Origin of the sequence: Nesterenkonia flava (genome assembly GCF_031432335.1) — a bacterium.
In the GTDB taxonomy this organism is placed as follows: Bacteria; Actinomycetota; Actinomycetes; order Actinomycetales; family Micrococcaceae; genus Nesterenkonia; species Nesterenkonia flava.
In genome coordinates this window covers 56226-77927 of sequence record NZ_JAVKGT010000013.1, presented here as the reverse complement: position 1 = coordinate 77927, position 21702 = coordinate 56226, and the positions used below count along the sequence as shown (strand labels likewise).

At 64.3% G+C, this 21702-nt stretch carries 20 protein-coding genes and 2 tRNA genes; 7 read left to right on the top strand and 15 right to left on the bottom strand.

Annotated elements, in window-relative coordinates:
• Positions 1 to 132 precede the first annotated feature (132 nt).
• The 10 genes from RH857_RS06655 to dnaA form a co-directional block, all read right to left on the bottom strand.
• Positions 133 to 205 (bottom strand) — tRNA-Ala (locus RH857_RS06655).
• A 19-nt stretch (positions 206 to 224) separates the two neighbouring features.
• A complete protein-coding gene (locus RH857_RS06650) occupies positions 225 to 347 on the bottom strand; it encodes a DLW-39 family protein (RefSeq protein ID WP_310537184.1) in 123 nt (40 codons plus the stop codon).
• A 26-nt stretch (positions 348 to 373) separates the two neighbouring features.
• A tRNA-Ile gene (locus RH857_RS06645) sits at positions 374 to 447 on the bottom strand.
• Positions 448 to 552: 105 nt separating this feature from the next.
• Positions 553 to 1203 (bottom strand): DUF3566 domain-containing protein, encoded by a 651-nt coding sequence (locus RH857_RS06640; protein WP_310537183.1) that lies wholly within the window; start codon positions 1201 to 1203, stop codon positions 553 to 555.
• 60 nt (positions 1204 to 1263) lie between these two features.
• A complete protein-coding gene (gene gyrA / locus RH857_RS06635) occupies positions 1264 to 3858 on the bottom strand; it encodes a DNA gyrase subunit A (protein ID WP_310537182.1) in 2595 nt (864 codons plus the stop codon).
• Positions 3859 to 3891: 33 nt separating this feature from the next.
• Positions 3892 to 5979 carry a DNA topoisomerase (ATP-hydrolyzing) subunit B gene (gene gyrB, locus RH857_RS06630; protein WP_374761130.1) on the bottom strand — a complete coding sequence of 696 codons (2088 nt, stop codon included), beginning with the start codon at positions 5977 to 5979 and terminating at the stop codon, positions 3892 to 3894.
• A gap of 226 nt (positions 5980 to 6205) precedes the next feature.
• Positions 6206 to 6790 carry a DciA family protein gene (locus tag RH857_RS06625; protein ID WP_310537180.1) on the bottom strand — a complete coding sequence of 195 codons (585 nt, stop codon included), beginning with the start codon at positions 6788 to 6790 and terminating at the stop codon, positions 6206 to 6208.
• Between the two features lie 5 nt (positions 6791 to 6795).
• Complete coding sequence (recF, locus tag RH857_RS06620; protein ID WP_310537179.1) at positions 6796 to 8040, bottom strand: DNA replication/repair protein RecF; 1245 nt, start codon at positions 8038 to 8040, stop codon at positions 6796 to 6798.
• A gap of 7 nt (positions 8041 to 8047) precedes the next feature.
• Positions 8048 to 9175: a DNA polymerase III subunit beta gene (gene dnaN / locus RH857_RS06615; protein ID WP_310537178.1), complete on the bottom strand. Its 1128-nt coding sequence runs from the start codon at positions 9173 to 9175 to the stop codon at positions 8048 to 8050.
• Between the two features lie 685 nt (positions 9176 to 9860).
• Positions 9861 to 11342: a chromosomal replication initiator protein DnaA gene (gene dnaA, locus RH857_RS06610; RefSeq protein WP_310537177.1), complete on the bottom strand. Its 1482-nt coding sequence runs from the start codon at positions 11340 to 11342 to the stop codon at positions 9861 to 9863.
• 243 nt (positions 11343 to 11585) lie between these two features.
• On the opposite strand from dnaA, the gene RH857_RS06605 reads away from it, so the two are divergent.
• Positions 11586 to 12746 carry a benzoate/H(+) symporter BenE family transporter gene (locus RH857_RS06605; RefSeq protein ID WP_310537176.1) on the top strand — a complete coding sequence of 387 codons (1161 nt, stop codon included), beginning with the start codon at positions 11586 to 11588 and terminating at the stop codon, positions 12744 to 12746.
• Positions 12747 to 12778: 32 nt separating this feature from the next.
• Here RH857_RS06605 and RH857_RS06600 read toward each other — a convergent pair whose 3' ends face one another.
• Positions 12779 to 13396, bottom strand: a complete 618-nt coding sequence (locus RH857_RS06600) for a TetR/AcrR family transcriptional regulator (protein ID WP_310537193.1) — start codon at positions 13394 to 13396, stop codon at positions 12779 to 12781.
• On the opposite strand from RH857_RS06600, the gene RH857_RS06595 reads away from it, so the two are divergent.
• Positions 13370 to 14362 carry an NAD(P)-dependent alcohol dehydrogenase gene (locus RH857_RS06595; RefSeq protein WP_310537192.1) on the top strand — a complete coding sequence of 331 codons (993 nt, stop codon included), beginning with the start codon at positions 13370 to 13372 and terminating at the stop codon, positions 14360 to 14362. The genes RH857_RS06600 and RH857_RS06595 overlap by 27 nt on opposite strands.
• Here RH857_RS06595 and RH857_RS06590 read toward each other — a convergent pair.
• The 4 genes from RH857_RS06590 to RH857_RS06575 form a co-directional block, all read right to left on the bottom strand.
• The gene (locus RH857_RS06590; protein ID WP_310537175.1) at positions 14317 to 15021 is read right to left on the bottom strand and encodes a TVP38/TMEM64 family protein; all 705 of its coding nucleotides are present in this window, start codon (positions 15019 to 15021) and stop codon (positions 14317 to 14319) included. The genes RH857_RS06595 and RH857_RS06590 overlap by 46 nt on opposite strands.
• 114 nt (positions 15022 to 15135) lie before the next feature.
• A complete protein-coding gene (locus RH857_RS06585) occupies positions 15136 to 16794 on the bottom strand; it encodes an ABC transporter permease (protein WP_310537174.1) in 1659 nt (552 codons plus the stop codon).
• Positions 16794 to 17732, bottom strand: a complete 939-nt coding sequence (locus RH857_RS06580) for an ABC transporter ATP-binding protein (protein WP_310537173.1) — start codon at positions 17730 to 17732, stop codon at positions 16794 to 16796. Before RH857_RS06580 ends, RH857_RS06585 begins: the two co-directional genes overlap by 1 nt.
• A gap of 110 nt (positions 17733 to 17842) precedes the next feature.
• A complete protein-coding gene (locus tag RH857_RS06575; protein ID WP_310537172.1) occupies positions 17843 to 18661 on the bottom strand; it encodes a TetR/AcrR family transcriptional regulator in 819 nt (272 codons plus the stop codon).
• 281 nt (positions 18662 to 18942) lie between these two features.
• On the opposite strand from RH857_RS06575, the gene rpmH reads away from it, so the two are divergent.
• The 5 genes from rpmH to RH857_RS06550 all read left to right on the top strand — a co-directional run bounded on the left by rpmH (position 18943) and on the right by RH857_RS06550 (position 21689).
• The gene (gene rpmH, locus RH857_RS06570; protein WP_310537171.1) at positions 18943 to 19080 is read left to right on the top strand and encodes a 50S ribosomal protein L34; all 138 of its coding nucleotides are present in this window, start codon (positions 18943 to 18945) and stop codon (positions 19078 to 19080) included.
• A 105-nt stretch (positions 19081 to 19185) separates the two neighbouring features.
• Complete coding sequence (gene rnpA, locus RH857_RS06565) at positions 19186 to 19599, top strand: ribonuclease P protein component (RefSeq protein ID WP_310537170.1); 414 nt, start codon at positions 19186 to 19188, stop codon at positions 19597 to 19599.
• Complete coding sequence (gene yidD / locus RH857_RS06560; protein WP_310537169.1) at positions 19596 to 20027, top strand: membrane protein insertion efficiency factor YidD; 432 nt, start codon at positions 19596 to 19598, stop codon at positions 20025 to 20027. Before rnpA ends, yidD begins: the two co-directional genes overlap by 4 nt.
• A gap of 109 nt (positions 20028 to 20136) precedes the next feature.
• Positions 20137 to 21117, top strand: a complete 981-nt coding sequence (gene yidC, locus RH857_RS06555; protein ID WP_374761129.1) for a membrane protein insertase YidC — start codon at positions 20137 to 20139, stop codon at positions 21115 to 21117.
• Complete coding sequence (locus tag RH857_RS06550) at positions 21114 to 21689, top strand: Jag family protein (protein ID WP_310537167.1); 576 nt, start codon at positions 21114 to 21116, stop codon at positions 21687 to 21689. The genes yidC and RH857_RS06550 overlap by 4 nt, the downstream gene beginning before the upstream one ends.
• Positions 21690 to 21702: the final 13 nt, after the last annotated feature.

Sequence of the window (21702 nt, the reverse complement as noted above, 5' to 3'; positions counted from 1 at the left end):
CTTCTGAATCCCCTGGACACGCCCGGACCAGCAACACATTTATGGCCTATAACCCCGAGGGACAGAAGGACTGTTTGTTGGGGGTACGGAAAAACCCCCTGGCGGAATGATCCGCCAGGGGGTTTGGCTCTGTGGAGCCTAGGAGACTCGAACTCCTGACATCCTGCTTGCAAAGCAGGCGCTCTACCAACTGAGCTAAGGCCCCTTATGGGTTCGGCGCTGGACTATCGGTCCTTCACCGAGTCTGTGGCCTGAGACCACACATCCCGGGTTTCCTCCGCCTGTTTCCATCGGCGGTAGACGACGAATCCGGCAACCGCTGCTGCGGTGAGAACCAGTGTCTTCATCATCTCCCCTTCGGAAAGGCTTCGGGTGGGCGTACGTGGACTTGAACCACGGACCTTCACATTATCAGTGTGACGCTCTAACCGCCTGAGCTATACGCCCGAACCCCTTTCGAGGGTTGTCATCCCTCGCGGGACGACCACTACACATTACACCAGCTCGCTGGACTCCGACAAATCGGGAGTCCCGAGGGCCGCTGTGAGCAGCTCAGTCGTCGGTCAGCGTGACGCCGATGCCGCCGACCAGAGAGGCCGAGAGGTTGTAGAGCACCGCTGCCAGCATCGACAGCACGGTCAGAAGCACCACATTGACCACTGCGATGATGGTGGCAAACGATGCCACCTGGCCCACCGTGACCATCTCCTCGATCTGGAAGCTGGTGCCGCCGCCCTCGGTGCCCAGGACCTGGCCGAGCAGGTCGTTGACGCGGTCGAAGATACCAGTGACGTTCATGGCCGACCACAGGGTGACTGCGCAGACGACCGTCATGATGCCCAGCGCCACCGAGAGCAGGAAGCTCATCTTCAGCACGGACCAGGGGTCGACCTTAGAGACCAGCAGACGGGCCTTGCGCACCTTGGCTTTGGGGGTCGGGCGCACCAGTTGCGGCTGGGGACGCCCGCCACCGGGACGCTGGCCCGCCGGACGTGGACCCTGGGGCCGCGCCTGGGGACGACCCCCGGCAGCCGGTCGACCAGCTGGCTGAGGACGGGGACGAGGGCGCGCAGCTGAGGGCGCGCTCGGCCGGGCCTGCTGTCCGGTCTCCGACTGAGAGGCACGCGGGCGCGGCGCGGGGAAGCGGCTCGCGGGCCGGTTGGAGCCCGAGCTCCCCTGATTCTCGCCGGTATTAGCGCTCACTGAAGACCTCCATCAGCGTCCTCGATTGTCATGATCAGAGACCAACGGTACTGCATGGATCTACTCAGCACCTTCAGCTTCCTGGACCTCAGCTTCAGGTGTCTCGGACTCTGCGCCCTCCACAGCCTGTTCACCATCGGTGCCGGCCTCCTCACCTGCGGCAGCCAGCGCGGCACCGGAGGCACGCGCCACCTTGATGATGCGGTCCTTCTTACGCGGCTTGGCGAAGATCACGCCCATCGTGTCGCGGCCCTTGGCCGGGACACCCTCCACGGCGGAGCGGACCACATTGCCGCTGGCCATGACCACCAGCACCTCATCGTCTTCTTCGACCACCATGGCACCCACGAGATCCCCGCGGTCCTCCACGAGTTTGCCGACCTTGATGCCGAGACCGCCGCGCCCCTGGACGCGATACTCGTCCACGTGGCTGCGCTTGGCATAGCCGGCTTCGGTGACCACAAAGACATAGGAGTCAGGGGTGACGACGTCGGCGGTGAGCAGCTCGTCGTCCTCGCGGAACTTCATACCGGTGACACCGGAAGTGGCACGGCCCATGGGCCGCAGGGCCTCGTCGGTGGCGGTGAAACGCAGGGACTGGCCCTTGCGAGAGACCAGCATGAGGTCATCCTCGGCGCTGATGAGCTTGGCGGAGACCAGCTCGTCGTCCTCGCGCAGGTTAATCGCAATCACACCAGCCTGACGCGGGGTGTCGTAGTCGCTCAGACGCGTCTTCTTCACCAGACCGCCCTTGGTGGCCAGCACCAGGTAGTCGGCGTCGTCGTAGTTCTTCAGGGTCAGGACCCCGGCAATGTGCTCATCGGGCTGGAAAGCCACAATGTTGGCCACATGCTGGCCCTTGGAGTCGCGGCCAGCTTCCATGAGGTCGTAGCACTTGGTCCGGTACACGCGTCCCAGGTTCGTGAAGAACAGGATCCAGTGGTGCGTGGTGGTGACGAAGAAGTGCTCGACGACGTCGTCGGCGCGCAGCTGGGCGCCCCGGACGCCGACGCCTCCGCGGTTCTGGGCACGGTAGTTGTCGATCTTGGTGCGCTTGACATAGCCGTCGCGCGTAATTGAGACCACCACATCCTCTTCGGGGATGAGGTCCTCCATGGACATGTCACCGTCGTAGCCGCGCACAATGTGGGTCCGGCGGTCGTCGCCGAACTTCTCCACAATGGTGTCCAGCTCGTCGCCGATGATCTGCCGCTGGCGCTCCTCGGAGCCCAGGATGTCCTTGAAGTCGGCGATCATCGTCATGAGTTCGTCGTACTCGTCCTGCAGCCGCTGGCGCTCGAGGGCGGCAAGCTTGCGCAGCTGCATGTCCAGGATGGCCTGTGCCTGCTCATCGTCGATGTCCAGCAGCGCCTTCAGGTTCTGGCGCGCGACGTCGACTGTGGAGGATTCGCGGATCGTGGAGATGACGCGGTCCAGGTCATCCAGGGCCTTGAGCAGACCCACTTTGATGTGAGCCTCTCGCTCGGCCTTGGCCAGGCGGAAGCGGGTGCGGCGGACGATGACGTCGACCTGGTGCATCACCCAGTGGTGGACAAAGGCGTCCAGGCTCAGGGTCCGCGGCACGCCGTCGACCAGAGCCAGCATGTTGGCGGAGAAGTTCTCCTGCAGCGAGGTGTGCTTGTAGAGGTTGTTCAGCACGACCTTCGCGACGGCGTCGCGCTTGAGCACGATGACCAGGCGCTGGCCGGTGCGGCCGGAGGACTCGTCACGGATCTCGGCGATCCCGGCGATCTTGCCGTCCTTGACCAGCTGGGCGACCTTGATCGCCAGATTGTCGGGGTTGGCGTGGTAGGGCAGTTCGGTGACCACCAGGCAGGTGCGCCCGGAGATCTCTTCGACATTGACCACCGCGCGCATGGTGATGGAGCCGCGCCCGGTGCGGTAGGCCTCTTCGATGCCCTTGGTGCCCAGAATCTGCGCACCGGTAGGAAAGTCTGGTCCCTTGATTCGCTCCAGGAGTGCCTCCAGGAGCTCTTCCCGGCTGGCCTGGGGGTTCTCCAGGTACCACTTCACACCGGAGGCCACCTCGCGCAGGTTGTGCGGCGGGATGTTGGTGGCCATACCCACGGCGATGCCGGATGAGCCGTTGACCAGCAGGTTCGGGAACCGGGACGGCAGGACCACCGGCTCCTGCTGTTTGCCGTCGTAGTTATCCTGGAAGTCAACGGTATCCTCGTTGATGTCCCGGACCATCTCCATGGCGAGCGGGGCCATCTTGGTCTCGGTGTATCGAGGAGCGGCTGCGCCGTCGTTGCCAGGGTTGCCGAAGTTGCCCTGGCCGGAAGCCAGGGGATAGCGCATGACCCAGTCCTGAATGAGGCGCACCAGGGCGTCGTAGATCGCGGAGTCGCCGTGGGGGTGGTAGGAGCCCATGACGTCGCCGACCACGCGGGCGCACTTGTTGAAGCTGCGATCGGGCCGGTAGCCGCCGTCATACATCGCGTAGAGCACACGGCGGTGCACGGGCTTCAGGCCGTCACGCACATCGGGCAGGGCGCGGCCCACGATCACGGCCATGGCGTAGTCCAGGTAGGACCGCTTCATCTCCGTCTGCAGGTCCACCTGCCGGATGCGGTCTCCGGCGACGACGGGACCCTCGAGGGGCTGCTCGGGGTTCTCGGTGTTCTCAGTCATGAAGTGCTGTTCTCTCTAAAAGTGAGGCCCGGATCAGATGTCGAGGAAGCGAACGTCCTTGGCGTTCTGCTGGATGAAGCTGCGGCGGGATTCGACGTCCTCACCCATGAGGATGGAGAAGATCTCATCCGCGGCAGCGGCGTCCTCCATGGACACCTGCAGCAGAGTCCGGTTGGCCGGGTCCATGGTGGTCTCCCAGAGCTCCTGGTAGTCCATCTCGCCCAGACCCTTGTAGCGCTGGATGCCCAGCTCCTTGGGCAGCTTGCGGCCGGCTTCACGTCCGCGGGTCAGCGCGGCGTCCCGCTCGGCGTCGGTGAAGACGTAATCGGGATCGCCGTTGGACCACTTGATCTTGTACAGCGGCGGCTGGGCCAGGTACACGTAGCCGTGCTCGATGAGCGGGCGCATGTAGCGGAAGAGCAGCGTCAGCATCAGCGTGGTGATGTGCTGACCGTCCACATCCGCATCGGCCATGAGCACAATCTTGTGGTACCGCAGCTTGGCAATGTCGAACTCCTCGCCGATGCCGGTGCCGAAGGCGGTGATCATCGACTGGACCTCCTGGTTGCCCAGGGCCTTATCGATGCGTGCCCGCTCCACGTTGAGGATCTTGCCGCGCAGCGGCAGGATCGCCTGGGTACGGGGATTGCGGCCACGCTTGGCCGAGCCGCCCGCGGAGTCGCCCTCCACCAGATAGATCTCGGACTCCGAAGGATCCTTCGACGAGCAGTCGGCGAGCTTGCCGGGCATGCCGAAGGTCTCCAGCGGAGACTTCCGCCGGGCGTTCTCCCGGGCCTTGCGCGCGGCCAGGCGGGCCTGGGCGGCGGATTCAGCCTTGCGGATGATGTCCTTGGCGGCCTGCGGGTTGCGCTCCAGCCAGTCACCCAGGTGATCGGTGACCACGCGGTGCACAAAGCCTCGAGCCTCGGAGTTTCCGAGCTTGGTCTTGGTCTGGCCTTCGAACTGCGGCTCGGAGAGTTTCACGGAGATCACGGCGGTGAGGCCCTCACGGATGTCCTCACCGGTGAGGTTGTCGTCCTTCTCCCGGATCAGCTTCTTATCGCGGGCGTACCGGTTGATCAGTGCGGTCAGGGCCGCACGGAAGCCCTCCTCGTGAGTGCCGCCCTCGTGGGTGTTGATGGTGTTCGCGTAGGTGTGGACCGACTCGGAGTAGGTCAGGGTCCACTGCATCGCCAGCTCGGCGGTGATGCCGCGCTCATCGTCCTCCGCCTCGAACGCGATGACGTCTTCATGGACGTTCTCCGCCTTCTTGGCGGAGTTGAGGTGATTGACGTAGTCGAGCAGACCGTGGTCGTACTGGTAGACCACCACGCGGCCCTTGGGCGATTCTGCTACCGCATCCTGGTGCTCGCCGGGCTCAGCCGGGGCGGGCTCACCCTCGGGGGCGTCGTCGTGCTTCTCGACGATCTCGTCCTCGACCACCACGTTGTCGTCAATCTGACGCTCATCGCGCAGGGTGATGCGCAGTCCCTTGTTGAGGAAAGCCATCTGCTGGAAGCGGGCACGCAGCGTCTCGAAGCTGAACTCGGTGGATTCGAAGATCGTGGCATCGGGGTAGAAGACCTGCGTGGTGCCGGTCTCCTCCGTCTCCGTGCCGCGGGTCAGCTCATGGGTGACCTGGCCGCCGTCAGCAAAGGCGAGGGACCATTCATAGCCCTGGCGCTTGACCGTGGTCTGCACCTTCGAGGAGAGCGCGTTGACCACGGAGATGCCCACGCCGTGCAGGCCGCCGGAGACCGCGTAACCGCCACCGCCGAACTTACCGCCTGCGTGCAGCACCGTCATGACCACCTCAACGGTGGGCTTGCCCTCAGTGGGGTGGATGTCCACGGGAATACCGCGGCCGTCATCCTCCACCCGCACGCCGCCGTCGTTCTGCAGGGTCACCTGAATGTGGGAGCAGTAGCCGGCCAGCGCCTCATCCACCGAGTTGTCTACGACCTCGTAGACCAGGTGGTGCAGGCCGCGTTCACCGGTGGAGCCGATGTACATGCCGGGCCTTTTGCGGACCGCCTCGAGTCCCTCGAGAACGGTGATGTCAGATGCGCCGTAGTTACCCTGCTGCTGCGCGTTTTGGTCTTCAGCGGCCACCGGCTGAATCGTCTCCTTGAATCGGTTCGAAGTCCTCGCTCCAGTCTACCGGCCCACGGCCCGATTTCCGCATTCTTCGGGGAGTTTCACGGCGCTCAGATGGCCCCAGGAGGGCAGAGAAGGCCTCTGGCAGGGCTTAGAAGGAGTCGGCATAGGGATGTGATCGTATGCCAGGCCCACAACGCGGCATATCGCCGTGTGGGATGGTTCGGTAAGCCTGTTGGCGGGGCGTACCTCACCCATAGGTGTCGCGCGGCCCCCGTCCGCGCACGCTGTAGCGCCCCTTCTTCCAGCTGGGCGCCTGGGGTCCGCGGATCTGCAGGCCCGTGACAATCCCCTCACCGAGCTCGCGAGTGAAGACCTCCATGAGCTTAGGCTGCATGAGTTTGAGATTAGTGGCCCAGGCCGTGGAATCGCAGACTACGGTGACCACACCGTTCTCGAAGCTCTCCGGAGTGCAGTGCTGGGCGATAGCTGATCCCACCAGCTGATCCCACCGGCTGATGACGGAGCCCACCGCCACCGGGGCCTTCCATCCCCGGGAAGAGATCAGCCCTTGCACCACACCGCCCAGCAGATTGGGATCGCGCAGGTCCCCTTCCCGGGCAGCGGCTGCGGTACCGCGCTCCTCGGCCGCGGAGGTGCGCGGGTTCCCAGCCAGGGAGGACCCCCGCGGCAGGGAGCGCAGTCGATGTTCGCCGCGGGACTCAGCGGCTCGTCGCATCCGGTTTAGCAGGGCATGGGCGGCATCCACCTGAACCGGCACGATCTCCTCGGCAGGCTGATCCCGAGGAGAGGAAGTGTCTTGCTCACGCACCATGCTGATCAGGCCTCATAGCGGGAGACTCGGCTGATCTGGTCGACCGATTCGACGCGGTAGGCGTTGGTCAGCAACGCCTTCGGGACGTCGTCGTCGACGGCTGCCGTCACGATCAGCTGCTCCGGACCAGCGGAGGAGCCTGTGCCGGTGGCCAGGTCGGCCAGGCGTCGCCGTCGTCGTGCATCAAGTTCTGCAAAGACGTCATCAAGAATCAGGATCGGTGCAGCGCCGTCAGAGGGATCGTCGTCGAGCATCACCCGGTAGGATCCCAGCCTCAGCGCCAGACAGAACGACCACGTCTCACCGTGAGAGGCGTATCCCTTCACCGAGGTGTCATCAAGGGTGAACTGGACGTCGTCGCGATGCGGACCCACCAGCGTGATCCCGCGCTCCCGCTCTTTCTTCCGAGCCGCTTCCAGGGCCGTCAGAAGCTGGGTGGCCAGCTCCTCGGTGCTGGCCGTCTCCAAGGGCGAGAACTCGGGGGCGAGGGCCCCTGACGCCTCCTGCTGCACGTCATCGCCGGCAGTTGTCGAGCCGAACGACTCGTGACCGGTCAGCGAGCTGAGGTAGCTCAGCCGCGCGGTGCGCACACTGTCAGAAAGCTCGTGATAGGCCTGGGCTACGTGCGGACGCAGGGCACCGAGCATGTCCAGACGGGCACGCAGCAGGCGGGCTCCTGCGGCGGAGAGCTGCTGATCCCACACCGACAGTGTGGATTCGTGAGTGGGAGTGAACCCCTCATGCCGTATGGATTTCAGCAGGGCGTTGCGCTGCCGCAGCACTTTCTCATAGTCGGCCCGGACCCGGCCCAGCGCGGGCCGCAGCTGCACCGCAAGAGAGTCAAAGAGCCGACGTCGGACCTCGGGGGATCCCTTGACCAGCTCGAGGTCTTCCGGAGCGAAGAGGACCGAACGAAGAATCCCTAGGATTTCAGTGGCGCGGACTGCGGAGCCGCGGTTGATGCGGGCTCGGTTGCTGCGGCCGGGATTGATCTCTAGATCGAGGAACGCCGACTGCCGGCCCTTGTGCGCTTGGGCTCTGATGAAGGCCTGGGACTGACCGTGGCGAACCAGGGGAGCATCATTGGTGACCCGGTGGGAGGAGAGTGTGGAGAGGTAGCCGATGGCTTCGGCGATATTGGTCTTGCCCACGCCGTTGAACCCCAGCAGCACGGTGGGGCCCTCGCTCAGCTCAAGCTGGGCCTCCGCGTAGCTGCGGAAGTCTGTCAGAGTCAGCTCAGAGATCCGCATCCAGCGTCTACTGGTTCAGCAGCCGCACCGGCATCAGCAGGTATTTGAAGTCTGTGGAGTTCTCGCCCTCCGGCGTCTGCTGACCGGTGATCATCGCGGGCTTCGGAGCCGAGACGAAGGAGAACCGCAGGTACTCGGTGTCGATGACGTTGAGGCCTTCGTTCAGGTAGGCCGGGTTGAAGCCAACCGTAATGGGCTCACCAGTGAGTTCGGCGCTGAGGACCTCGCGGGCCGAGGCGTTGTCGTCGACGCCGGCGTCGAGGGTCACCTGGTTGTCCTCACTGAACTGCAGACGGATATGACCATTGCGCTCAGAGACGAGGGAGACACGACGAGCCGATTCGATGAGCTCCGCGGTGTTGACCACAGCGTGAATGGGGGTCTCTTCGGGGAAGAGCTGGCGGATCTTGGGGTACTCGCCGTCCACCAGGACGGAGGTGGTCCGGCGTCCGCCGGAGGAGAAGCCGACCAGAGCGTCGTCGTTGGAGAGCGAGATGTCCAGATCGCCTGCTCCGGCGAGTGACTTGGCGACGTCGTTGAGGGTTTTGGCCTTGATAAGCAGCGAGGTGGAGATGTCGGGCTGGCTGGGACGCCAAGTGATCTCCCGCATCGCCAGGCGGTAGCGGTCCGTTGCCAGGAACGTGATGGTGTCGCCCTCGAGTTCGAGCTTGACGCCGGTGAGGATTGGGAGGGTGTCATCACGGGAAGCTGCAGTGATGACCTGGCTGACCGCACGGGCGAAGGCGGCACCGTCAACGGTTCCAGAGACCTCCGGCTGCGAGGGCAGCTCAGGGTACTCATCCACCGGCATAGTAGCCAGGGTGAAGGTGGAGGAGCGGCAAGTCACCACGACTTTGGACTCATCCAGGGTCAGGGTGACCGGAGCGTTGGGCAGGGACTTGACGATGTCATTGAGGAGACGACCTGACACCAGCACGGTGCCCTCGGTGTGCACATCTGCTTCGATGTGCAGCTGAGCGGAGACCTCGTAGTCGAAGCTGGAGATGGTGACCTGCTGGTTCTCCGCCACGATGAGCAGGCCGGAAAGTACAGGAGCCGGAGGCCGGGGGGAGAGGGAGCGGGCAGCCCAGGAGACCGCCTCGGACAGAACATCTCGGTCCACGGTGAACTGCACGGTGTCTCCCCTAAAGTCAAGCTTTGTTCGGTGCGTGTCTGAGTGACGAGCTTACCCCGAACACTAGATAGGCCGAAAGTCGTTCCTTCAACCACAAGATCTAGTTCGTTTCCTGTGTGGGGCGCGCGAACTGTTGTCTATGGAAGATTTTCCTGAGTAAAAGGTCAGAAGTGTTAACAGGTGCTGTGGATTCTGTGGATAACCCGCTTCTGAGCGGTAATCACAGGAAAAATTGTGTGCACCCCGTCGTGGACGAATGACAGCAGGTCTGTAAATCACATGGGGAGGATTTAACCCGTCCATTGAGGGATCTCAACAGAGCAGGAGTAGTTCTCCCCAACAGTGTGTGGTGTCGTCACCACATTCTCCACTGATTTATCCACAGGTGTGGGAAGAGCAGGGGAGAATTTTCACCGGTGACTGTGGAAATGTGGGAAAAACTGTGGAATACCTCAGTGTCAACTCCTCTGGAGGTCGCCAAACAGGCTGAACTACATCCGTGTGAGCTGTGTACGAGGGAGTTATCCCCAGGTGTCAGGGACGGGCTTGACGAATGAACAAGAGAAAATGCGGTACCGGCGTCGGAGACTGTGTCAGAAATGACATCAGCTTCTCCGCGACCGGCACCGCATGCGGTGTTCGCGGGGTTAGACCTTCTCTGGTCCCTGCGGGCAGAGCCTCTGTTCTACCGCCCCTGTTTGATCTTGTTGGTGAGTTCGGTGACTTGGTTGAAGACGGCGCGGCGCTCAGCCATGAGTTCGCGGATCTTGCGCTCGGCGTAGATGACCGTGGTGTGATCGCGCCCGCCCAGAGCCTGGCCGATCTTGGGTAGCGACATCTCCGTGAGTTCGCGCAGCAGATACATGGCGATCTGGCGAGCCGTCACCAGCGTGCGGTTACGGGATTTCGAGGTCAGCTCCTCCACGGTGAAGGAGTAGTACTCAGCGGTGGCATTGATGATCTGCTCGGCGGTGATCTCCTGGGCGTGGTCATCGGAGATGAGATCTCGCATGACTTGCTCGGCCAGGGGAAGGTCCACCTCCTGCTTGTTCAGCGCCGCGTAGGCGGTGACGCGGATCAATGCACCCTCAAGCTCACGGATATTGGTGGAGATCTTGGAACCGATGTACTCCAGCACATCATCGGGGCAGGAGAAGTTCTCCGCGTTGGCCTTCTTCCGGAGAATCGCAATGCGCGTCTCCAGCTCGGGCGGCTGGATGTCGGTGATCAGGCCCCATTCGAAGCGCGAACGCAGCCGCTCTTCGAAGCCCGAGAGCTGTTTGGGCGGAAGGTCGGAGGTGATGACGACCTGCTTGTTGTTATTGTAGAGCGTGTTGAACGTGTGGAAGAACTCCTCCACCGTGCGCTCCTTGTCCGCCAGGAACTGGATGTCGTCCAGCAGCAGGATGTCCACGTTGCGATAGAGGTGCTTGAAGCTGGCACCCTCGTCGTCGCGGATCGAGTTGATGAAGTCGTTGGTGAACTCCTCGGAATTCACGTAGCGGACCCGGATGCCGGAGTAGAGCCGCTGGGCATAGTGACCGATGGCGTGAAGCAGGTGGGTCTTGCCCAGACCGGAGTCCCCGTAGATGAACAGCGGGTTGTAGGCCTTCGCCGGTGCCTCGGCTACGGCGTTGGCCGCAGCGTGGGCGAATCGGTTGGAGGATCCGATCACGAACGTTTCGAAGGTGTAGCGGGGGTTCAGGCGCGAGGTCTCAAAGCTTTCACCGCTGGGTTCGGGCGCTGGCGGCACCGGGGTGACATCAGGGATGGGGTACGACGACGCTGGTTCGATGGGACTGCTGGCTACGCGCGGCGCCGGCGCGGGGGCAGTCGCAGGTGATGCTGCCGAAGGGGCGGTGGCGGCGTCGCCGTCCTTCTGCTGCTTATCCAGTTCAGGGTCGATCACGTAGGCGCAGAGAATGTCCTTGCCGAAGACTGTGCGCAGGGCCGCGGAGATCTCCGCCTGCAGGGTGGACTGCATCGTCTGGCGGATGCGCTCGTGAGGGACCGCCAGCAGCAGGGTGTCCCCGATGAGCTGCTCACTCTGGGGCACGGCTCGCCCCACGTCGGAGAGCTTCAGGCCGGCGATGCCGTGACGTTCACGTAGCTCGGTCAGCACCTGCTGCCATTTGACTGACACGCTCGGCTCGGACTCAGCAGACACGCTGCTCCCCTCTGGATGGATCGGTTCGGCGGACGGTCCGCACCAGTATTCCACAGGAACTGTGGATAAGTCCCTGAAACTGTGGGAAAAGCCCGGTGCAGGCACGACTTTGCACGGCGGTTCTGCCAAGCAGACGGCGGGATGCTCGCCGCCGGGGTCTCAACGTCAGTTCTCTGCCTGTGAATTCCCTGCTGTGGAGAATGCCGGCCTAAGACCTGCCTCGCAGGGGCTTAGGGTGCTTCCATGGAGCGAAAACAGCCGGTGCTGACCGGCATCACCGTGGCCCTGGTGGGTTTCGGCGGTTCGTTCGCCGTCGTCGTCGCTGGTCTTCAAGCCGTCGGGGCGACCGCGGACCAGGCCGCTTCGGGACTCATTGCCTTGTGTATAGCCCAGGCGCTGGGAATGCTGTACCTGGCTTACCGGTACCGTCGTCCTCTGACTCTGGCGTGGTCAACGCCCGGAGCTGCGCTGATGGTGACCACCGGGCAGGTCGACGGCGGCTGGTCTGCTGCCGTGGGAGCATTCGTAGTGGTCGGCGGACTCATCCTGGTCACCGCCCTGTGGCCGTGGCTGGGCAGAACCGTTGCCTCCATTCCCCGCCCGATCGCCCAGGCCATGCTGGCCGGGGTGCTCTTTTCGCTGTGTCTGGCGCCTGTGCGGGCAGTGGTGGAGGATCCGCTGTGGATTGCACCCCTGATTCTGCTATGGCTGCTGTTGTTCCGATGGGTGCCGGCGTGGTCAGCGCCGGTGGTGTTCCTGGCAGCCCTGGTGCTCATCAGCGTGGAAGCGCCCTGGGGCAGCTTCTCTGGGGCTGACTTTCTTCCGCGCCTTGAGCCCGTGATGCCGGAGTTCACCATCGGAGCGCTCCTGGGGCTGGCGCTGCCGCTGTACCTGGTGACCATGGCTTCGCAGAACGTGCCGGGGTCCGCGGTGATCTCGTCCTACGGGTATGAGGTGCCGTGGCGGGCGAGCCTGACAGTGACCGGTCTCGGCACCACAGCTGGGGCGGTCGTGGGAGGCCACGCGGTGAATCTCGCAGCGATCACAGCCGCACTGGCGGCATCGCCGGAATCTCATCAGGATCCGCACCAACGGTGGCGAGCTGCCGCAACGGCCGGTTGGGCTTACCTAGTACTGGCTGGTGCGGCCGCGGCCCTGGTGCTGCTGGTCTCCCACGGGCGTCCCGGACTGGTCGAGACGGTCGCAGGCCTGGCGCTGCTCTCTACCCTGGGTGCGTCTCTGAGCGCGGCCGTGTCTGAGGAGTCCTCACGGATTCCGGCCGCCGCCACGTTCCTCATCGCGGCCAGCGGCGTCACGGTTTTCGGCATCGGGGCGGCGTTCTGGGCACTTGCGGGCGGTATGGTCCTCTGGGCGGTGCTGGCCCGTCCGAAGGCTGCGGCTTAGGGCCAGACAGTGAGAGCGCCCGCGGCAGCTCATCAGGGGCTGGGAGCCTCGTCGGGATGGAGCCCTGCGAGGATGAGCTCCAGACCGTAGGCGAACTCCTGACCGTAGCTGTAGCCCGGTTGGAGTGCGTGCTCGACGGCAATCTCGGTGAAATACGGGTACTGATCCTTGGGGAGAGCGGAGAAGATCTCCTCGGCGAGCTCCTGAAGGTCCTCGCCGTCGGAGAAGGGCAGACTGACCTCCTGCAGCACAAAACCGTACACATAGCTGTCCAGCAGGGACACAGCGTGGGCTGCCTGGCGCACAGAGAAGCCGTTGGTTCGCAAGCACCCCAGGACGGTGTCGTGGTGCCGCAGCGTGGCGGGCCCCGGGTTCCGTCGAGAATCCATGAGGCCCACGGCCCAGCGATGTCGGTTTAGCGCCTCTCGTGCGGACTGAGCCCGCTGGCGCATCGCCGCCCTCCATGGAGCTGAGAGCTCCGGCAGCTCGATCTCGGCGAAGACCAGATCGACCATTCCGTCAAGAATGTCGTCTCTACCTCTGACGTGGTTGTACAGCGACATGGCTTCCACCCCTAGGCGCTTGCCCACGGCGCGCATGGTGACTCCGTCCCTGCCCTCTTTATCGGCCAGGTCGACGGCGGCGGCGATGAACGCGATATCCCATCACCCGGCCCCGGGGAGGTCGTCGTAGAAGTCCACGCCGCCGGCATTGATGCAGGCCTTGTGCACCTACTGGAGGGGCGGCCGTTTCCCGTGAAACTTGCGCTGCCGCTGCGAGGGGACCGCGTGCTGGGCATTGATATCGCCGGCACGGTGCACTCCGTGGGAGAGTCCGTCACTGCGTGGGCGCCCGGTGACGCGGTCTTCGGCGCAGCCCAGGGACTCTCCGGGCACGGAGGTCTGGCAGAGTTTGCACGGGCCCGGTCCGAGCATCTCCTTGCTCAGCCCTCCACTCTGGACCAGGAGGAGGCTGCTGTTGTTCCGGTCTCGGCGACGGCTGCTCTTCATGCAGTCCGGGACGCAGCCCACGTGGCAGCCGGGCACCGAGTCCTGGTGCTCGGTGCCGGCGGTGGGGTGGGACATTTCGCCGTACAGATCGCCAAGGCTCTAGGGGCTCACGTGACGGGAGCTTGTAGTCCCGGAAAGGCCGCGATGGTGGAGTCCCTGGGGGCAGATGTGGTGATCGACTACACCACGCAGGATCCCCTCGAGGCAGGTCCCTATGACGCCATTATTGACACGGGAGGCCATCGACCGCTGCGCCACATGCGCCGTGCCCTCACTCGCACGGGCGCCGTGGTGCTGGTCGGCTCGGAACCCGAAGGCGCACCACTGGGCGGGTTGAGCCGCTCGCTGTGGGCGGCCTTGGTGAATCCCTTCACCCGCCACCGACTGGTGATGCTGAACTCTTCCATCGGCTCCCAGGCTCTGCAGGATCTGGCCGAGCTGATCGAGGCAGGGATGCTGCGACCGGTGATCCACGCCCGCTATCCGCTGGAACATGTGAGCACTGCGGTACAGCAACTGGGGCGCGGCCGGGGCACCGGCAAGACGGTGATTACCGTAGCTCAGCCCGCTGAGGAGGCGGCCTGGGCACGCTTCCAGCGCCGGTAGGCCAGCACCGTCAGGACAACAACGGCGGCCCATCCGATCGCCACAGCCACACCGGTGACCACCGAGGGTTCGGCGATGAACGCCCCGACCGCCACCAGCGAGAACTGGCCGGGCAGGCAGGAGACGGCGCTCGCCAGCACGTACGGACCGTGCTTCACCCCAAAGGCGCCGCTGCCGTAGTTCACCGGCCAGTACGGCAGACCCGGCATCAGACGCAGCGTGGCCACGGCATAGAAGCCTGACTCCTGCACATGTTCCTCCACCGTGGGCCCGTGGCGACCGAGCAGCTTGCGCATGGTCTGCTTGCCCAGTCCGCGAGCACCCCAATAGGCAATCCAGCAGCCCAGCAACACCCCCGTCACCGAGAGCACGGTGCCGCCGACCAGCCCGAAGAGGAAACCCCCGGTGACGGGCATCATGGTCACTGGTACCGGGGTGATGGCCACCAGTGCGTAGAGTGCGATAAACGCCAGCCACCCGCCCCAGCCAAGTCCGTCGATGGCACTCTGAAGCTCCCGCACCGACGGCAGCTGGACGTTGAACGTGATCCAGACCAGGCCCAGGACGACGATGCCAAGGGTCACGTTCTGCAGGACGGAAACCCAGCGCTCCTGCTCACTGGCAGGAGGCTGCGGGGCGCTGTTCTCGTGACTGGTCATCACAGCACAACCTACATGCCGTCGTCGTGCCCGCTGATACCCGACGAGGCCAGCACCTCTGACCTGACAAAGAACGTGCTGACCTCGTCGGCGAGCCGCGATCCGGGGCCCGAGTCAGACGCGATTGATCTCGCGGCGGTTGAATCCCAGGAAGCCCAGCAGAATGCCCGCGATGCCGATGCCGGTCAGGATCAGCACGGGTGTCCACGCGATGTCCTGAACCGGATACTGCGCCAGGTGCCCGAATGCGTTGAGCTCGTAGAACAGCTCAGGCAGCTCCAACAGCTGGCCGAAGTTGGTCATCACCGCGGCGTAGCCAATGATCACCCAGCCGACTGTCCCTGCTGCGCGCGGCAGCCAGCCGAAGAGCGCGACGACGACGCCGACCACCGCGAGCACCGCCGGGGCCTGGTGCAAGCTGGCCAGTACCAGTTCACCGAAGTACCGACCGCCGTCGTCCTCCAGAACGGCTGCGGCACCCCCGCCCATGGCCACACCGACGAGCAGCAGGATCAGGACCAGACCGACCAGCAGCACAGTGAGGTGGGCCCCGAGCCAGGTGCTGCGGCTCATGGGGACTGACAGTCCCACCTCCACCCGTCCCCGGGCCTCTTCGCCACGGAGCTGCTGGAGGGCGCTGACACCGGCGGCAGCCACGAAGATCGCCATGAACAGGCCCATGTAGGCGAGGTAGCCCAGCATCATCGAGTCGCCGCTGAAGATCTGAGCGAACTCCTCCGGCAGGTCATCGGCGGCGTCGACCAGCGCCTGGGCATAGGAGCCGAACATCAGGCCGCACAGCACCAGGGCGATCCCCCAACCCCGCAAGTTGTTTCGGAGTACACGTGCGGCCATGCCCAGGGGAGTGCCCAATGAGCGCTTGGCGCTGCCCCGGCCCAGTCGTGTGGGCATGAGGCTGGCCTCGACGTCGCGCTTGGTGCTCAGCCAGTACCCCAGAGCAGTGAGCAGAGCCGTCCCCGCGACCAGAGGAATCACCGGCCACCAGCGGTCCTCGACGTAGGGCGCCGCCTGCTGTGACCAGCCCAGCGGGGAGAACCACGAGAGTGCGCTGCCGCCCTGCTCGGCCATGTCTCCGCCCATGCGGATCAGGTAGGAGAGGCCCAGGAGGCCTCCTGCCATGGCACTTGCTCCGCGGGACGTCTCACTGAGCTGCACCGTCACCGCTGCGACGCCTGAAAAGAACAGACCGACGGCGATTCCGGCCGCGGCGACCAGTGCGGAGCCCTGAACGTCATAATCTGCTGCAGCTGCACCGGCGAAGACCAGAGCGCCCACCACGAGGTTGGCACCCCCGACCAGCAGAAGCACGGCACTCAGGGGCGCGTGGCGCCCCACCACATTGGCGCGCACCAGTTCCGCCCGTCCGGTCTGCTCTTCGGCTCGAGTGTGACGGACCACCGTGAAGATGCTCATGAGGCCGATGAGGATGTAGAGGAAGAGCACGTAGCCCGCGGAGAAGAATCGTTCGAAAGTTGGGGCGTCCATGCCGAAGGCCGGACCGGTCATCAGGCGGCCCACCGGATCGGTGAACATCCCGGCCAACTGGGCCAGCTCCGTCTCGTTCTCTGCGATGACCTGGATGGCATTGGCGAAGTAGAAGGCCATTAGGCCGATACCGGCCACCCAGAGACTCATGCGCCACCGGTCCCGCCGCAGCATGAACCGTAGCAGGGTGCCGGTGCCGGCGAGGGTGGACTGCCCCGTGGCCGGGCTGGGAGCCTGCCGGAGTTCAGGGGCCTGTGCCGTGCTCATCAGGACGCCTTCTTCGTGGTTGACTCGCTCACACCGCGAGTGGAGAGGTCATCGCCGTAGTGCCGCATCAGCAGCTGCTCCAGGGTCGGAGGGTGGGCCACGATCGAGCGGATGCCCAAGGGTGCCAGCTGATGCATCACGTCCTGGACGCGCTCGCCGTCCACCTCGAAGACGGTCCGCTCGCCCTCAGCGCGCAGATGATGAACTCCCGGTCGATCCTTCAATCCCTCAGCAGTCTGGGCGGTCTCCACTTCGATGGTGGTGCGGGTCATGTGGCGCAGCTGGGAGAGGGTGCCGGATTCCACAATGTGCCCGGCACGAATGATCGAAATCCTGTCGGAGAGCGCCTCCACCTGAGCCAGGATGTGACTGGAGAGCAGTACAGAGCGCCCTTGAACCTTGGCCTCGGTGATGACCTCCTGGAACACCACCTCCATCAGAGGATCCAGCCCGGCGGTTGGCTCGTCCAGCAGAAGAAGATCGACGTCGGCCGCCAGCGCGGAGATCAGGGCCACCTTCTGGCGATTGCCCTTGGAGTAGGTCCGGGTCTTCTTTCGGGGATCGAGATCAAAGCGTTCGATCAGCTGATCCCGCCGTGTTCGGTTGTAGCTGCCGCGCAGGCGCAGGAACATGTCGATCACCTCTCCGCCGGTGAGATTCGGCCAGAGCTCGACGTCGCCAGGTACATAGGCCAGGCGCTTGTGCAGCTCCACAGCGTCCCGCCAGGGATCCCGGCCAAAGAGGCGGATGGTGCCCGAATCCGGGCGCAGCAGGCCCAGGAGCACCCGCATGGTGGTCGACTTGCCGGCGCCGTTGGGGCCCAGATAGCCGTGGACCTCGCCCGGGGCGATGGTCAGGTTCAGGTTGTCCAGCGCCCGGACCTGGCCGAACTGCTTGACCAGGTTCTGCGCGGAGATGACCGCAGCGTTGTCGCTCATCGGTCGATCCTTTCGTTCAAGGGTGAGGGGGAGTAAGAGGTGACAGGGAGCGGGAAGAAGACACAGAGAGAACCGGTGAGGGCAGCTTGCCGGTGAGGAGGTGTGCTGAATCAGGAGCGGGGGCTGCGGTCTTGAGTGGAACCGGGTTCAGTGGCTTCGGTATGGGCCTCGGCGTCAGCTGCCAGGAGCTCCGCGAAGGCCTCAGCGTTCATGACCGGCTGGGTGTAGAGCTCCAGCACCGTGGCCATGTAGGCGTCCAGTCCCTCGGGGTTCGGTTCATCGTCGAGCAGGCTGACGCCCAGGTGCCGTTCCAGCTGTCGATGCAGGATCAGCGATCCGAAGGACTGCAGCAGCATCACCACCGCCCGGTGGCGGGGATTGCGGCTGGGGTAAACCAGACCGATCTCCTCAGCCTCCGAGGTGTAGACCAGCGAATCCTCCACCAGCTGGTCGAAGAATGCGTCGATCGTCTCGCCGCCTTCCATGAACGCCCGCATGAGGTACTTCACCAGGTGGCGGTTGGCGGCCATGGCCTCGTGGGCCACGTTGCGGGGCAGATTCCCCCGCCGGACCGACTCGGTCTTGGTGCGCCGGAACTGCTCGGCCACGTAGGCATCGCACGCCGCGCGCAGCCCTGCTTTGGACCCGAAGTGGTGAATCACCAGCGGGGCAGAAACCGAGGCTGCCTGAGCGATCTCCTTGACGGTGACGCCGTCAAACCCCAGTCGGCCGTAGAGATCGATCGCGGCGGTGAGGATCCGCTCCTTGGCACTGGCCGGCGGGGAGGTATTGCCCGTGCCGGTGACGTTGTGGGTGCTCGCCGCGTCCTGGGTGCTGTGCCCGTCGGCTTGGCCGTCGGGGGCACGGTGGGAGCCAGGTCCGCTGCCGCGCAGGCCGGCTCCGCGAGAGCGACCGTACTGGTATGTCACGGTGCCACCTCCTCTCCAGCCGGAACGACGACGACAGATCACTCGACTGAACGCATGTTCAGCCCGGTAGGATTTACGGTAGTTGAACGCTTATTCAGCCCACAAGAGGCTGAATCGAGGGGGCGTGTCATTCAGGGTCGCGCTCCGAGCCTGTGCATAGGATTTGACGTTTCCGCTCTCGGGCGCCTAGTGTTGACAGGTCGCCCTGGAATATGTGCGCGCCTTTGCGCAGCCACTTTGAGGGCTTGAAGAGACTTCATCCATCTAATTGGGAGTACACAGTGAGCAAGCGGACTTTCCAGCCGAGCAACCGCCGTCGCGCCCGCAAGCACGGCTTCCGTTCCCGTATGCGCACCCGTGCCGGCCGTTCCATCATCTCGGCCCGCCGCAGCCGGGGACGCAAGGCTCTCTCGGCCTGAGGCTGAGCACAGCCTGACATCAACGCACGACGACGGCCCGTCACCGGAGACTTCCGGGACGGGCCGTTGCTGTCCCTTCAGGACTGCCCGCCCTAAGGAGGAGCCATGCTGCCGGTTCAGCATCGCCTGACCCGCTCAGGGGACTTCTCTGCGGTCATGAAGGGGGGAACCCGCGCCGGAACGGGGACCGTGGTGGTCGCCGTGCGCTTCTACCCCCACGGCGAGGCCTCCACCTCCGTGCCGGCGGACGGTACCCGGTGGCGATGTGGGTTCGTGGTCTCCAAAGCGGTGGGCAACGCGGTAATCCGTCACCGCACCACCCGGCGTTTGCGCCACATCATCGCCCAGCTGCTGCGCGAGGAACCGCAGCTGCTGCCTCAGGGGGGCCGCACTGACATCGTGGTGCGCGCCCTCGCAGAGGCCCCTGCGGCCGAGCACGCCCGGCTGTCAGGCGATGTGCGCAGCGGACTGCGGCGCGCAGTGAAGAAATGGCACGCCCGTGAGCAGGAGTCGGCATGAGCTCGCCCGGCAGACCACACTGGGTGCGCCACGCGGACTTTTACGTCGGCCCCGGAGAGATCCCTGGTCAGCCGGGTCCGGAACCTCAGGCACAGGAGATCCACCGGCACGCATGGGGTCCTCTGAAACAGGCGCCGTCGTACCCCCTGGTGCTCTTTATTCGTCTCTGGCGCTGGCTGATCTCGCCCCTCTACGGACAAGTCTGCAGCTTCTACCCCAGCTGCTCGGCCTACGGCCTGGAGGCGGTGACCGTCCACGGACTGGCCAAGGGTAGCGCCTTCACCGCGTGGAGGATTCTACGGTGCAACCCCTGGACCGGAGGGGGTGTGGATCACGTGCCGCCCTCGGGTCGTATGTGGCCTGAGGACCGGGTACCGGCGATCGTGCGGACAAATCATCCCCCCATGGACGACGACGCACAGCTCTAGACTTTCTCAGCCCCCAGGTTCGTCAAGTAGGCTGAAGGCTGATTTTCGCGCGTTCGCTGTCCCGGCACCCAACACCTCCATTCGCCGGGCCTGAGACTCTGAGAGACATATGGCTTTTCTTGACGCAATAATGTGGCCCTTCAGCTGGGCCGTGTCGTTCATCCTGACGCTGTTCCACAACGTGCTCACCTTCCTGGGCATGGATGCGGACTCCGGCTGGAACTGGACCATCTCCATCGTGCTGCTGGTGCTGGTCATCCGTATCATCCTGATCCCGCTGTTCGTGCGGCAGATCAAATCCCAGCGGGGTATGCAGGTGGTGCAGCCGGAGCTGCAGAAGCTCCAGGCCAAGTACAAGGGCAAGAAGGATCCCGTCTCCCGCCAGCAGATGGTGCAGGAGCAGCAGGCGCTGTTCAAGAAGCACAAGGTCAACCCCTTCATGACCTGTTTGCCCATCCTGGCTCAGATGCCGATCTTCCTTGCCCTGTTCTGGATGCTGAACCGCATGCGCCAGGAGGAGTACCAGCGGGACGGCTACTTCGCGCTCTCCCCCGAAGAGGTCCGCAGCTTCGACGGCTCCTCCATCTTCGGTGTGGGCATGGACGGCACCTTCCTGGATGCTCTCAACGCCAACCCCACCGCCTGGAACACGATCGTTCTGACCGCGATCATGATCGTGACCATGGTGAGCACTCAGTTCTTCACCCAGAAGCAACTGATGAGCAAGAACATGTCCGAGGCTGCGCTGACCGGACAGTTTGCCCAGACCCAGAAGATGATGCTCTACGTGCTGCCGCTGGTCTTCGTTTTCGGCGGCGTTTACTTCCCCGTCGGCGTGCTGATCTACTGGACCGCAACCAACTTCTGGACCATGGGCCAGCAGTGGTGGGTCATCCGCAATAACCCCACCCCCGGCTCCCTCGCAGAGAAGGAGCTGAACCTGCGCCGTGCCGCTAAGGGACTCCCTCCGGTGGGCGAGGAAGCCCGCAAGGCTCGTGAAGAGGCGGAGAAGCCCTCCGGTAAGCACCTCGGGAACCAGGCACAGCCCTCCCGCAAGAAGAAGAAGAAAAAGAAAAAGGGACAGCGATGACAGAGACCACTGACAACACCCAGACCTCCAAGAACATCGTGGAGGAGGGCAACGAGACCGTGGCGCCGGAAGAGGCACACGTGCTCGAGAACCAGGATCTCGCAGACACCGATGAGCCCGATGAGGGCGATGTCGCCGCTGACTATCTCGAAGAGCTGCTCGACATCGTGGATCTCGATGGGGACATCGAGATCGAGATCCGCGGGGAGCGGACGTTCATCTCCATCCAGGCCGAAGACGGCGGCGACGAGCTGCAGGATCTCGTGGGTCCTCGCGGCGAGGTCCTTGACGCTCTGCAGGAGCTGACGCGACTGGCTGTCCTCTCCGCCACGGGCGAGCGCACACGGCTGGTGCTGGACATCAACGGACACCGCGCTCAGCGCAATGAGGAGCTCAAGACACTGGCTGAGCAGGCCGTCTCGGAGGTCAAGGAGCGCGGGGAGAACGTCCACCTCGAGCCCATGAGCGCTTTCGAACGGAAGATCGTCCACGACTTCGTGGCGGAGGCCGGCCTGGTCTCTGAGTCTGAAGGCGAAGGAAAGCGCCGTCACGTGGTGGTAGCCGCCAAGTGAGCGAGCAGGGGAC